This is a genomic window from Nostoc sp. CALU 546 (genome assembly GCF_048836525.1).
Map to the genome: position 1 here is coordinate 1 of NZ_JAWJTF010000031.1, position 14,438 is coordinate 14,438.

13 protein-coding genes are annotated in these 14,438 nt (G+C 40.8%); 5 read left to right on the plus strand and 8 right to left on the minus strand.

The window, feature by feature from the left end; translation table 11 throughout:
* The 5 genes from RRG12_RS17090 to nifD form a co-directional block, all read left to right on the plus strand.
* Positions 1-411, plus strand: a 411-nt coding sequence (locus tag RRG12_RS17090; protein ID WP_420760104.1) for an aminotransferase class V-fold PLP-dependent enzyme, incomplete at its 5' end; no start/stop codon positions are given.
* A 133-nt stretch (positions 412-544) separates the two neighbouring features.
* Entirely contained in the window at positions 545-1,444 is a 900-nt protein-coding gene (gene nifU / locus RRG12_RS17095) for a Fe-S cluster assembly protein NifU (RefSeq protein ID WP_069073113.1), read from the plus strand.
* Positions 1,445-1,726: 282 nt separating this feature from the next.
* Positions 1,727-2,083: a group 1 truncated hemoglobin gene (locus RRG12_RS17100; protein ID WP_420760105.1), complete on the plus strand. Its 357-nt coding sequence runs from the start codon at positions 1,727-1,729 to the stop codon at positions 2,081-2,083.
* A 349-nt stretch (positions 2,084-2,432) separates the two neighbouring features.
* Entirely contained in the window at positions 2,433-3,317 is an 885-nt protein-coding gene (nifH, locus tag RRG12_RS17105; protein WP_069073115.1) for a nitrogenase iron protein, read from the plus strand.
* A 155-nt stretch (positions 3,318-3,472) separates the two neighbouring features.
* Positions 3,473-4,915, plus strand: a complete 1,443-nt coding sequence (gene nifD, locus RRG12_RS17110) for a nitrogenase molybdenum-iron protein alpha chain (protein ID WP_420760106.1) — start codon at positions 3,473-3,475, stop codon at positions 4,913-4,915.
* A gap of 237 nt (positions 4,916-5,152) precedes the next feature.
* On the opposite strand, the gene RRG12_RS17115 is transcribed toward nifD, so the two are convergent.
* From RRG12_RS17115 to RRG12_RS17150, 8 genes are all read right to left on the minus strand, one after another.
* Positions 5,153-5,680, minus strand: a complete 528-nt coding sequence (locus tag RRG12_RS17115) for a HEPN domain-containing protein (RefSeq protein ID WP_420760107.1) — start codon at positions 5,678-5,680, stop codon at positions 5,153-5,155.
* Between the two features lie 3 nt (positions 5,681-5,683).
* Complete coding sequence (locus RRG12_RS17120) at positions 5,684-6,916, minus strand: DUF262 domain-containing protein (protein WP_420760108.1); 1,233 nt, start codon at positions 6,914-6,916, stop codon at positions 5,684-5,686.
* A gap of 783 nt (positions 6,917-7,699) precedes the next feature.
* Positions 7,700-7,900 (minus strand): hypothetical protein, encoded by a 201-nt coding sequence (locus tag RRG12_RS17125; RefSeq protein WP_289794944.1) that lies wholly within the window; start codon positions 7,898-7,900, stop codon positions 7,700-7,702.
* Positions 7,887-8,159, minus strand: coding sequence for a hypothetical protein (locus RRG12_RS17130; protein WP_420760109.1), 273 nt, complete (start codon positions 8,157-8,159; stop codon positions 7,887-7,889). Before RRG12_RS17130 ends, RRG12_RS17125 begins: the two co-directional genes overlap by 14 nt.
* A gap of 77 nt (positions 8,160-8,236) precedes the next feature.
* A complete protein-coding gene (locus RRG12_RS17135) occupies positions 8,237-8,371 on the minus strand; it encodes a hypothetical protein (protein ID WP_420760110.1) in 135 nt (44 codons plus the stop codon).
* A 337-nt stretch (positions 8,372-8,708) separates the two neighbouring features.
* A complete protein-coding gene (locus RRG12_RS17140; RefSeq protein ID WP_289794946.1) occupies positions 8,709-9,131 on the minus strand; it encodes a hypothetical protein in 423 nt (140 codons plus the stop codon).
* Between the two features lie 151 nt (positions 9,132-9,282).
* The gene (ppk2, locus tag RRG12_RS17145; protein ID WP_420760111.1) at positions 9,283-10,206 is read right to left on the minus strand and encodes a polyphosphate kinase 2; all 924 of its coding nucleotides are present in this window, start codon (positions 10,204-10,206) and stop codon (positions 9,283-9,285) included.
* 213 nt (positions 10,207-10,419) lie between these two features.
* On the minus strand, positions 10,420-14,367 hold the full coding sequence (locus RRG12_RS17150) for a DUF4011 domain-containing protein (protein WP_420760112.1): 3,948 nt from the start codon (positions 14,365-14,367) through the stop codon (positions 10,420-10,422).
* Positions 14,368-14,438 lie beyond the last annotated feature (71 nt).

A 14,438-nucleotide genomic window follows, 5' to 3' on the forward strand; every position in this document is an offset into this window, starting at 1 on the left:
GGGGGGGGGGGGGGGGGGGAACAAACTTTACTTGCTAAAATTCCCGATTGTGTAGTCAACGGTGACGTTACGCAGAGATTGCCAAACACAACCAATATCGGCTTCAAGTACATCGAAGGTGAAGCAATCCTACTGTTATTGAACAAATACGGTATCTGTGCATCATCCGGTTCTGCTTGCACCTCCGGTTCACTAGAACCTTCCCACGTCCTGCGGGCAATGGGCTTACCCTACACAACTTTGCACGGTTCAATTCGCTTCAGTCTTTGTCGCTACACAACCGTTGCCGAAATCGATCAAGTAATAGAGGTAATGCCCGGTATTGTAGAACGTTTACGCGCCCTCTCACCCTTCAAAAATGATGATTCAAGTTGGTTGCAAGGACAAGAACAAGCACTAGCGCATCGCTAGGGACTGGGAAAAAATGGGAAAAGGTTAAAGGGTAAAGGGTAAAGGAATGATTTTTCCCCTTCCCCCTTCCCCATTACCCCTTCCCCAATCCCCCCACTCATAACTCATAACTCAGCACTCAGCACTTAATAATATGTGGGACTACACCGATAAAGTATTAGAACTGTTTTACGATCCCAAAAATCAGGGAGAAATTGAAGAAACGGGCGAAGCTGGAGTTAAGGTTGCAACGGGTGAAATTGGCAGCATTGCTTGCGGCGATGCTCTGAGATTGCACCTGAAAGTGGAAGTAGAATCTGATAAGATTCTAGATGCTCGCTTTCAAACCTTTGGTTGTACTAGTGCGATCGCATCTTCTAGTGCATTAACCGAAATGGTCAAAGGTTTAACCTTAGACGAAGCTTTGAAAGTGTCCAATAAAGACATTGCAGATTACCTGGGTGGTTTGCCAGAAGCAAAGATGCATTGCTCTGTGATGGGACAAGAAGCCCTAGAAGCCGCTATCTACAATTATCGTGGCATTCCTCTAGCTACCCACGATGATGACGATGAAGGTGCATTAGTTTGCAGTTGCTTTGGCATCAGCGAATCTAAGATTCGTCGCGTGATTCTAGAAAATCATCTCACGGATGCCGAGCAAGTAACAAATTATGTAAAAGCTGGTGGCGGATGCGGTTCCTGTCTGGCGAACATTGATGATATTATTAGATCAGTTCAACAGGAATACGCCTCACCTGCTCTCAACAATTACGGCGTACAAGTTGCCACAGAAATTGTTACATCTAAGGAACGAGCGCTAACAAACGTCCAAAAGATTGCTCTAATTCAAAAGGTTCTTGATGAAGAAGTCAGACCCGTACTCATTGCAGACGGGGGAGATGTAGAACTCTATGATGTAGAAGGCGATCGCGTTAAAGTTGTATTGCAAGGTGCTTGCGGTTCCTGTTCAAGTAGTACAGCAACTCTGAAAATTGCGATCGAAGCCAGATTACAAGATCGTGTCAGCAAGAGCCTTGTAGTCGAAGCAGTTTAGGAATTGCTGTAGGACTTAACGTATTCTACAAATACGCCCTAATATGCATTCAGCCAGGAACATAAAGTAGGATTTGAACCATATAATTGTCTCCACATCAATGCTTCATACCAATTCTCTCTTAATTACGAATTACGTTAGCGCAGCGTTAGCGACGCAGGAGCGTCATTACGAATTACGAATTGGTACTCCTACCACTATGACGGCTAACAGCATATAGGCAAAAAGATTAAGCGCCTACTTGCAAATTTCATCATCCAACTCGCTTCAAAGGAACAGGATATGAGTACATTGTACGACAACATTGGTGGACAACCAGCTATTGAACAAGTAGTAGATGAACTCCACAAACGCATTGCTACTGACAGCCTCCTCAGTCCCGTTTTTGCTGGTACAGACATGGCGAAGCAACGCAATCATCTAGTTGCTTTCTTAGCTCAAATATTTGAAGGGCCAAAGCAATACGGCGGTCGTCCAATGGATAAAACCCACGCAGGATTGAATTTACAGCAACCACACTTCGATGCGATCGCCAAGCATCTCGGTGAAGCAATGGCTGTGCGTGGAGTGTCAGCAGATGACACCAAAGCTGCACTAGATCGCGTCACAAAAATGAAGGGCGCTATCTTGAACAAGTAATAGGACTTATGCATTGATTGTTGACAAATAACAACATCAAGTCCTATTGAATCTTGCAAGCTGAAACACATTATGACGTATTTGTAAATTGCGTATTTTTCTTTGTTCTTTGTCAAAACAAATGACAAAGGACAAAGGACAAAAAACCAAAAGAAAAAAATTTTAACGAGGAAGATCGATGAACTTACTGTCAATAATTTTGGCTGTGGAGCGATCGCCCCCAGCAGGCATTTATGCCAACGCTACCAACGATGCTCTACACGCGCTCACTACTGTCGCTCAACTGGCGTGAACGCAACTGACAAACGCAAAGACCCACCAACCAACCAATTGCAGGGAAACACGAACAATGACAGAAGAAAACATAAGACAGATAGCTTTCTACGGTAAAGGCGGTATCGGTAAATCTACCACCTCCCAAAACACCTTGGCAGCTATGGCAGAAATGGGTCAACGCATCCTCATCGTCGGTTGCGACCCTAAAGCTGACTCCACCCGTTTGATGCTGCACAGCAAAGCTCAAACAACCGTTCTTCACCTCGCCGCAGAACGTGGTGCAGTAGAAGATATCGAACTAGAAGAAGTAATGTTAACCGGTTTCCGTAACGTTCGTTGCGTAGAATCTGGTGGTCCAGAACCCGGTGTAGGTTGCGCCGGTCGTGGTATTATCACCGCCATCAACTTCTTAGAAGAAAACGGTGCTTACCAAGACCTAGACTTCGTATCTTACGACGTGTTAGGTGACGTTGTGTGCGGTGGTTTCGCTATGCCAATCCGTGAAGGCAAGGCACAAGAAATCTACATCGTAACATCAGGTGAAATGATGGCGATGTACGCTGCTAACAACATCGCTCGTGGTGTTCTTAAGTATGCTCACACCGGTGGCGTGCGTTTGGGTGGTTTGATTTGTAACAGCCGTAACACTGACCGAGAAATCGAATTGATCGAAACCTTGGCAAAACGGTTGAACACCCAAATGATTCACTACGTACCCCGTGACAACATTGTTCAACACGCTGAATTGCGCCGCATGACCGTTAACGAGTACGCACCAGAAAGCAACCAAGCTAACGAATATCGGACATTGGCTACCAAGATCATCAACAACAAAAACCTGGCTATTCCTACACCCATCGAAATGGAAGAACTAGAAGAATTGTTGATTGAATTCGGTATTCTCGAAAGCGAAGAAAATACTGCTAAGTTGGTTGCTCAGACTGCTACTCAAGCTTAGTCTAAGTAGGCGCTAAGAAATAACGATTTAGCACAAGGAAAAAGGAAGAGTTTCATATCTTCCCTTTTATCCTCTCCCTTGCATCTCCCCCCTAACCCTAGAGGGGACTCCTAGTCCCCCTATGCCCCGATCCTTACGAGTCACAGAGGCTAAATATGACACCTCCAGAAAATCAAAACATCATCGAAGAAAGAAAAGAACTAATTAAAGAAGTTCTAGACGCTTACCCCGATAAAGCTAAGAAAAAACGGGAAAAGCACTTAAGTGTATACGAAGAAGGTAAGTCCGACTGCGGCGTTAAGTCTAACATCAAATCCCTTCCTGGGGTAATGACCGCTCGTGGTTGTGCTTACGCCGGTTCTAAAGGTGTGGTTTGGGGTCCTATTAAGGACATGATCCACATCAGCCACGGGCCTGTAGGTTGCGGTTACTGGTCTTGGTCTGGTCGTCGTAACTACTACATCGGTACCACAGGTATTGATACCTTTGGTACAATGCACTTCACCTCTGACTTCCAAGAAAGAGATATCGTGTTTGGTGGTGACAAGAAACTTGTCAAGCTAATCCAAGAACTTGATGTACTTTTCCCCCTCAACCGTGGTGTTTCCATTCAATCTGAATGCCCCATCGGTCTAATTGGGGATGACATCGAAGCTGTTGCTCGTAAGACATCCAAAGAAATTGGCAAGCCAGTTGTACCCGTTCGTTGCGAAGGCTTCCGTGGTGTTTCCCAATCTTTGGGACACCACATTGCTAACGACATGGTTCGTGACTGGGTTTTCACCAGAGCAGACCAAGCGAAAAAAGACGGTACACTCAAGTTTGAAGGTACTCCTTATGATGTAGCCATCATTGGTGACTACAACATCGGTGGAGATGCTTGGGCTAGCCGCATCCTGTTAGAAGAAATCGGCTTGCGCGTAGTCGCTCAGTGGTCAGGTGATGGCACAATCAACGAAATGTTGATGACCCCCAATGTGAAGATGAACCTCATCCACTGTTACCGGTCGATGAACTACATCAGCCGTCACATGGAAGAAGCTTACGGTATACCCTGGTTGGAATACAACTTCTTCGGCCCCACCAAGATTGCTGAATCTTTACGGGAAATAGCTTCCAAGTTTGACGAAACAATCCAAGCAAACGCTGAGAAAGTTATCGCCAAGTATCAGCCCACAATGGATGCGGTAGTTGCTAAGTACCGCCCCCGTTTGGATGGTAAGACTGTTGCCATCATGGTTGGTGGTCTACGTCCTCGCCACGTTGTCCCAGCTTTCCAAGACTTGGGCATGAAGATGATTGGTACAGGTTATGAGTTCGCTCATAATGACGACTACAAACGTACCACTCACTACATCGAAAACGGCACCATCGTTTATGACGACGTTACCGCTTACGAATTCGAGGAATTTATCAAAGCGCTGAAGCCTGATTTGGTAGCTTCTGGTGTGAAAGAGAAGTACGTCTTCCAAAAGATGGGTCTTCCTTTCCGTCAAATGCACTCTTGGGATTACTCCGAACCTAGCGATCGCACTTCAACATCATATAATGTAAGGTTTTTTAGCGGTGGGAGAAAAAAGAGCCTATTTCTAGTCTAAATGCAAGTTGCAGGGTTATCTAAGAATAATCTGTTTTTATGCTTTAGATAGTATAACTCTTATAGAGTCTGGTTTTTAGATTTTGCTTGCATTTTGCTTTAAGAAAAACTGTAAAATAATAGACTGTTTTCAATAGCGATTTTTTAGATTAAATGGTGCGTAACGCCTAAATTGAGCAGCAGATAACAAACCTCATTCGCTGATTCTTATAACGCTACTTGAATTGGCAACTTTAAGCTATAAACTATTAAATTGCTGATCTAGAAAATCTATAAATAGTGTTGCTTGCTGATAAAGCTTATAAACTTCTTCCGCTGTCTTTTCGATAGTGCAATCTGCAAAGTTTTGATGTACTAACTTATTGCGCTCATTGCCTAGCTCTAGAAATGACTTAATTGCAGAATCTAAATTAGTATCTTTTTTTACATCTTTCAGTCTATTTTCTTTAAATGTCTTACCGAATAAAGAAAAAAATTTGTTAGCATTTCTTCCTTCCCAATCGAAATATGTGTGATATTGTCTTTCGATCGCCTTCTGTTTAACTATTGAAACAATGCATTCATCATTCTGAGTTTTATACTCAATAAATGTTTGAACCATTCTACAAATCTCATGTTCAAAGTAGCTGGCTGCTGAGAGTAGTAAAGTTTTGGTAAAAACAGTATTAAATTGAACCATAAAAGATGGCTCGTTTTTCTCCTCTAGGAATTTGAGAAGGTCTAGATTATCTTGATAAATTCGGTCAACAATACTTTGTCTTATCATAAATCACAATTCTTTACGCAGAATAATTGCCGCTTTTTGTAATCTTTTGTTGACATTTTCCTTACTGGTAGTTTGAGATTGTATGGCTTCTACAAACTCTGTATCACTTTTTAGTTCTTCGAGCTTTTCAGTATCTATCTTTCCTTCAACAAGCTGACGTGTTTCAAAAAAATGTCCACATTGAGCGACAAATACCGCTTCAAAAATAGAAATATTAAACTTATTAGTTGTCTTTCGATAAAATGCTTTTTCTGGCAATTCTGAGCAAGCCTCTAAAAAAGAGTGGAATAGCCTTTCAAGGTAATCTATCTGTTCAGTTCTCAATTTTTTACAGTTCTTAGAAAAGCTATTGAGAAACTTCACCATAGACGACTGATATTCTTGGCGCTCAACTAACATTGCAAATCCTCTTAAGAGAATTTCAATGTCTTTCATATTCAGATCCGGTTCGTCAACTCCAATTATTCGTCGCCAGGCAGGTAGAGTATTGAGCCGATACAACATATTGTAGAAATCAGAATAATATAAGCTTGTCCTAATCTCTTGAGGTTTTAAATTTATACCGCCAGAATTTAGGCGATTAAAAATTTCATATATACAAGAATCATCTTCTTCTGGAAAATTCTGCTTGATTATGATATTTCTTATAGTTCGCAAATCGAATGCGATCTTATATTCATCTAGGGTTGAGTAGTTGATTTTATTTAACTTATTGGGATGATTTGGTAAACTTGAGGGCAATTGCAAGTTGAATTTGGTGAAATAGGCATCATCTCCCAGAATTTCATCTGGAATCTTGCCATTCTCTTCAAAAATTCGCCTCAAAATAGTTCTCTTCTCGTCTTTTGGAAAGCGTTGCTCAATGAAATAGTAGAGAGACATTAAGCGTTGTTGCCCATCTATTACCAAAAATTTGTTTCTTGATTCCTGATAAAGAAATATCTGTGGAATAGGTAAGCCAACTATGATAGATTCAATTAGTTTTGAAGCTCTTTTAATATCCCAGACATAATTACGTTGGAAACCTGGAATATTGATAGCGCCAGATTTTATAAAGTCATACATCGTCTTAATATTAAAATCATTAGGCGATGTAGTTATTTCATACTCATTGATTGAATATGTCTCATCAGGCTGAGAATCGCTATCAAACCATTTGACTGGTTCATTTTTTTCAAACTGCGCTTCGGACAATTCGGTATCCTCATTAGTTTGAGGATTTGATGAGTTAGTCATTCTAAATTACCTAAGATACAAAGTGCCAATTGCTTTACTCCCAATGTTGAAACTATACTAACCGTTAACTTCATCGCAACTAGGTGCTGAACATTAACACATAACCTCTAACCATTGACCTCAGTCAGAAATGAAGCTGGTTAACTACATATTATACATATTTTCCGTATAACAATCCTTACCTAGAGTATTCGTAAATTTCCTTAATAAAATTCGATCAAACAAAGCCTAAGTAAATCAGCAAACTTCTACCTCTGATCTTTTGACTTTGTTGGTTACTCATCACTGGGATCGCCCCAACTTGACAACACGCTACTGTATATTTAAAGATTGTGTGTGAGATGCACGAGAAGTAGAGTGTTGTAGCGATGTCTGCGACGGGCTATTCTGTATCGCTCTCACTCGACAATAAACTAGGCGATCGCATTAAACCGTCCAATCCTCTATTAACAATCCGGGTACTCTGCTGAAATCCCGATGATTGCGCGTTAATAAAACTAATTTACGAGATAGTGCGATGCCGAACAGCCCGTCGTAGACATCGTAGTAAAAGAAGTAGAATGTTGTTGCGATCGCCCTCACTCGGCAATAAACTAGGTGATCGCATTAAACCGTCCAATCCTCAATTAACAATCCGGGTACTTTGCCCAAATCCTGATGATTGCGCGTTAATAAAACTAATTTATGGGATAGTGCGATGCCGAATAGCTCGTTGTAGACATCGCACTAACATTCTCCATCGTCCTACGTAGATAAATTTGCGAACTTGATTGATGATCGCTTCTATGCTTCGGCTTCAACACCTTGTTGTACTGCGGATTCTAAAACTTTTGTATGCTGCTCTTTGTAATGAATAAGATGGGGATATTGCTTCTGAAGTTCAATGTAGTAATCCACCAATTTATCAGGGTTATGTCCATTTTCCTGAGATATTATGTGGCGAATTTTACGTATTTGGTTGATTGCTTCATCATTCTTCGTCATTTTGCGCTCCTATTAACTCTAATGGCGTAACTAGTGTTGGAACGTATAACCCCAGCATAACGTTTAGCCGTCGAATATGCCCAAACTTGTTAGCATTTGCCAAGTGGCGACAATTCCAAGTCAATAGAAAATCACATTTATGATACGAAGCCAGGGCAAGATGTAGTGCATCTCCAAGCGGATCGCTGGGCATCAGGTGTTGCTGAATATACACTTCAACGATTTCAGCAATCGCAGATTCAATCGAGATAAATAACAAGCTACTAATCAGTTCTATTGCCTAGCTTTTTCCAGGAAAGTTACCTCGATTAAGTTCATCCAGCACCGCAAGACTAGTTACAAGCACATAGTTATCACTTGCATTGCTCCACCATTCTCGTGTCCACTGCCGCCGCGCCACCATATCAGTTCAGTACGTGCTTCGTAATAAAAACTGGGAATGGATGTTTCAATGTAAACTTTTGGCTTCATTGCAGTAAGGAGCTACATAAATAAACGGCTTGACTATCTTTGGTAATCCCTGATACTCCAATATTACCGTCTTTAATTTAGCACCTAAGCGACACCGAATTGCCCGTCGTAGACATCGCCTTCACTCGATAACATTTAGAGATTGTGTGTGAGATGGATAAGAAGTAGACTGTTGGTGCGACTACATTCTTCGACAACCAGCTTGCGATGGCGTACCCGCCTTTTCCGGTAGCGATCGCGTGATTAGGGGATGCGATGTCTACGACGGGCTGCGCCTACGCATTAAATCGTTCAATCCTCTATTAACAATCCCGGTACTTTGCCAAAATCCCTTTAATCAACAATGACAATCAATCGCAACCACTATATTGTCTTGATATTGGCGTAAAAGACTTCGGAACTTTTCTAGCCATTCTTCATTGGATTTTCCTTCACGATCATGCCACTTTCCATCAGGCGTAACGATAGCGTATGAAACTAAGTCAGACATTAGGGCAGAGATAGGACGAATATTGTCTTCTGATTGCACAATATCTAGCCCGTATCGAAGTTGAAATTCTTCTGGGTTGAGATTGTAATGCTGCTCCTTACCCCAAATTAAGCCATCATACTGACCACCAATAGCAAATCCGTCACATTTTGCTTGCAAAGATGGATTATCTTCATCGGTTTCAAAATATGGCAGCATCAATTCTTTAGCCTTTTTGCTTGGGTTTGCTTCTGTGCGATCAACAATCACAAGTGTTAGAAAATGGCTCATCTTTCAGTACGTTAAATTGTGGTTATCATTGTTCCAAAAAATACGTTATGAATCATTAGATTTAGCTTCTTGGGTAGTGATTCCCAAAATAGCCGAAACTTTTTCTAGAGTAAAGTCGCTGTACTCCATAGTTTCGACTCAGGAATGTTGTTCAATACACTTGAGGGACAAAGAACTGCTCATTACGTGGGGCGCGAACATAATCCTCAGCCACAGGTCTAGATGGAAGGTCTAAGGGAGGAGGTGTCATGTCTTCGTAAGGAACTTTGCTCAACAAATGATGAATGCAGTTGAGCCGCGCTCGTCTTTTATCATCTGCTTCAATGGTAAACCAGGGAGCTTCGGGAATATTCGTGTAAGCAAACATGGTATCTTTTGCTTTGGAGTATTCTACCCAGCGATCGCGTGATTCCAAATCCATTGGGCTGAGTTTCCAGCGTCTTGCGGGATCGTGACTGCGAGAAAGAAAGCGTTTTTCTTGTTCTTCATCGCTGACGGAGAACCAGTACTTGATTAAAACAATGCCCGATCGCACCAGCATTCGTTCAAATTCTGGGCAAGATTGCATGAATTCTAGATATTCTGCTTCAGTACAAAAGCCCATTACTTTTTCAACTCCGGCTCGGTTGTACCAACTGCGATCGAAAAGGACTATTTCGCCGGCTGTGGGAAGATGTTGGACGTAACGTTGAAAATACCACTGAGTTTTCTCGCGATCGGAGGGTGTTCCCAGAGCGACTACACGACAGCCACGAGGATTGAGTGGATCGGCAATGCGTTTAATTACTCCTCCTTTGCCGGCAGCATCGCGCCCTTCAAAGATGACGACAACCCGATAGCCAGTGTGCTTAATCCAGTATTGCATTTTGACTAGCTCAATCTGGAGTTTCTCTAGTTCCGTTTCAAAAGTCTTTTTGGGAATTTTCTTGGCAAAAGCTTCAGTACTACCATCAAAAATCCGTTTTGATTTTTTAGATTTGTTCTTGTCTTTTGCCTTCATTAGGTTTTCTATTAAGTCTGTAGAGGGTTGAACTAGACCATTATTTTGCTGGTTTTTTACTTCATCAATTGACATTGTAGGGACTCCATGCTATCCAATCGGCATAATTAAAGCTTATCTATCAAGTATATGTTTTATTAATGCAGACTGAGTGTAAACATACACCTTCGCAAGTATTACTACACAAAGATGTAAATTTTTATTTATCCCCGTTATAGTCAATTTCAATTTTTAGTTTAATGGCACAATTGAGCAAAATACATTGAAAAGCGATCGCGGACAAACCTTTTAGCTATTTATTTGTTGTAGTTGTTTAATTTTTTCTATCAACAGACGAACTTGAACAGGTTTGTTACGAAACCAGTCTGTTGACCAAATGCGGTGAATTTTCCAACCAAGCCTTTCAAGTACCTGTTGTCTGAGACGATCGCGATCTCTGGCAGTAGGTGAACTATGGTAAGATGCACCATCACACTCAATACCCAGTAAAAACTCACCAGGGCGATCGCTATTGACTACACCAAGGTCAATCCGGTATCCTGAGCATCCAACTTGGGTGCGGATAGTGTATCCCTGCTGGACTAAAGCATGGTAAACATCTTCTTCAAATGGCGAGTCAAAATCGAGCGTATCTGTGTAAGAGTTACCTTGTAGTCGTTCTCCACCACTTGCTGCGTATTCCAGGTAATCATGTAGTAATTTTACACCTTTGCTTTGGGCGCGTGTTTTGTCGATGTCACCAGCCACAATGGAAGAAACAAGTGTAATTTTACTTTTTGCCCGTGTCACAGCGACGTTGAGCCGTCGTTCTCCACCTTGCCGATTCAAGGGGCCAAAGTTGAGATAAAGCTTACCTTGAGAATCACGAGCATACCCAACGCTGAGTATAATGGCATCTCGCTCATCACCCTGAACGTTTTCTAATGCTTTCAGAAAAAACTGAGGTGAGTTATCAGTGCAAAATGTCTCCAGATTGGGGTGATCTTTCCCCAAAATTTCAATTTGCTCCCGAATCGCGTCGGCTTGGTTTTCGCTAAAGGCAATAATACCAAGGGATTGTTCGGGAAACCGTTGAAAATGCTCCAATGCCAACTGAGCAACTACTTGAGCTTCGCGTCGATTATCTGTGCGTCCACTGCGATCGTAAACGCCATCAGGAACGTGTCGGAACGATACTCCCAAATCTGAATTTTGAACTGGGTTTGGAAATGTAACTAAATTGTCGTCATAAAAATGATGGTTGGAGAAAGCTATCAAACGCTCATCTTGACTGCGGTAATGCCATTTTAGTGTGCGTCCAAACATAAACCTGGAACATTCATCTAAAACGCTTTCATAGCTTGCATCATCCTCATCACCGATATCTTCTTGGCTGTCTCCCGTTGAAAAAAATGATGTGGGAGGAAGCTGTTTATTATCCCCAATCACAATAACTTGATTAGAACGGATAATTGAAGGGACAACATCCTCAGTCCGAAGCTGAGATGCTTCATCAAAGATGAGAACATCGAAATGAACTACATCTGGATTTATATATTGACTAACAGAAAGTGGACTCATCATCCAGCAAGGCTTTAAGGCTTTGACGAGATTCGGTATCCCTTTTTGTGTGTCACTGAGGAGTTTACGAATGGGTAAATGTCGGCTCTTTTTAGTCGCTTCTCTTTTCAAATTTGGCAATTCAGCTAGAGCAAGTGAAGTCTTTTCCCAGTTTTGCCAGCGTCGGACATGAAGCTGCTTTAAACGTTCTCTAGCAGTATCTAGTTGCTTAAAATCGAGTTTAGAAAACTCCTTTATTTGTCGTTCATGTACTTCTGGGTTAAAATTCTTTAACTCAGGTTTTTTGGCAAGGATAGCATCAAGGCATATTTGATAAATTCGCTTTTCTAAAACGGGGAACCATTGCTCTGGTTTGATTTGATTTTCACGTAAAGCATCTAAAAACTTATTATTACCCAGATTTTCGAGTTTCTGATAAGTTTCTTTATAAGTCAGCCATTCTTGAAAATAAGGCAGTTCCGATTGAGCCAAGTTTAAGAATCTTTCTAGTTCGACAAAAGTAATTTGATTGCGAGGTAAGTAAGAATCTGTGATGTCACTTTCATCAAAGTGTGATAGCAGGAAATCTAATCCTTGCCTAATACGGTGATGGGCTGACTCATATTTCTTAACTAATTCAGCCAGTTCGCGCCGTTTAGAAGGAGAATTTAGAATGCACTGGACTGAATCAGTAGAAAACGACGAATACTTTTGTAAGCCAGTCAACCAACTTAAAGCTTGTTCAATTTCTTTTAACTCTGCCTCAGTAGAAACTTCCGGGTTAAATAAAGATCCAAAAACCTGACGAGCGGGGTAATCAATTTGACGCAGCTTATTTTGCAAAGACTCAATAGAATTAGGTTTACTCCTACGAAAAATGTTAAATAATTTTAAAAGCTTGCTTAGTAGGTTTTGGGTTTCTTGTAATCGCTTATTTTTTTCAATTTCTAGAACATCTTTTTTCAGACTAGTAAAAACATCTTGAGCAAGTGCAATATCTACTCCTACCCAATTCTCTGGTAAATTTAATGGAGCTTTTAGTATATGCAGCAGGGCTGGATAGCACTTATCTAGTGACTCTAAACTCAACAAAGGTTGAACTTGTAGAATCCCCTGTAATTCTTGATTAATCTTTTTGACTGACAAAATTGCTTCCTGAAATTCCTCTATTTGCTCTGTAATTTGTAATTCCATCTCATAGGAATAAGAATCTAGAGAACTTTTTGCCCAAATAGTTGTTTTGTCTCCATTAAATAAAGGCAGAAATTGTGCTAGTTGAGTTAATAAATCTTTTGCTTGTTGTAATCTAATATAATTCCATTGTTTGAAGTTGGAAAATATAACATTAATATTGGGAACTGCTTCGCGTTCTTTTTTCAAAAGCTCACCAAATATCTCAAAAGGCGATTTATCTAGAGGTTGTTCTTTAGCATGTAAACTTGTCAAATATAATTTTAGCGAATGACGAGTAGAAATAAGCTGTTCAAAGAAAGCGTGATGATTTTCTGTACTGTAAATTTGTCTAACATATTCAATAGTTTTTGATAAATTATTTACAAGCTCCCGCTTATCTGTTGTTCCACTATGGTGGAGATTAAGACATATATGAGCTAAACCACATTCAACCATGCGCTTATAAACCACACTTAGCGCTGTTTCTTTTTCTGCAACTAATAAAACTGATTTGCCATTGCCAACCAGTTCTGCAATTATATTTACAATAGTTTGACTTTTGCCTGTTCCTGGTGGCCCTTGGACAACAAAGCTAGAACCAGATTTTGCTGCTTCAATCACGACTTGCTGGCTAGAGTCAGCATCAAGAATTTGAAATATTCGCTCAGGTTTAACTTGTGAATCTAGAGCAGATGCCGGTAGGGGTTCTCTATAATTTGACTGATAAGTAGTTAAATCGCCACTAATCGCTTGCAAAATTGGGTGAGCAAAAATTAGAGCTTCATTTTCGATAATGTCCCGAACCATTGCAGCTTTAGCATAAGAGAACAGCGAGAGAAATACATTCTCTTTAATTTCCCATGTCTTCTGTTCTGCTAATAGCTCCTCAATTTCAGCAATAATTTCGTCATAAGTTAGTGTTTGTATAGCTTCTCCCTCTGGAAGCTCAATTCCAAAAGTTTGCTTTAACTTTTGTGTCAGCGTTGGATTTAATACAACATCTTCATCTAATAGAGATATTTTATAGACATCTCGTCTAGGTTCTTTAATTAACTCTACAGGAACTAAAATTAGTGGTGATACCAAAACATCCTCTGGCTTATCCTTGTCTTTGTCATACCAAGTCAACGTTCCAAGCGCCAAGAATAAGCTATTTACCCCTCGTTCTTCAAATGAGCGTCGTGATTCAAGACGCAATTTATTCAGTCGTTTCAGTTGCTCACTGCCTCTTTGACGAGTAATTAATTCAAGAGGATTTTTTTGTGCTGATAATGCCTTGGTATTTCTGGACTGGGTAATATTTTGATGTTCGCTATCAAGTATTTGAAAATAAAGCGATTTCTTATCTTCTGTCAGATTTTGGAAGAGAAAATCTGGTTCTTCTGTGATAATTTCTAATATTCGAGGACTATCTTGCCGAAACTTGATGAGAGGATTTCGTCGTCCTAAGTCAGCCAGCCCAGCTTTCCACTTTTCAATTTTTTGAGCAAGGTTTTGTTGAGAGTCTGAAGCTGACTGTCGCATACTCGCTTTTCTCGTAAATAGACCTAGTGTTATTATACTGGCCTTTTACTGCGTGAGTATTTGCCGCGATC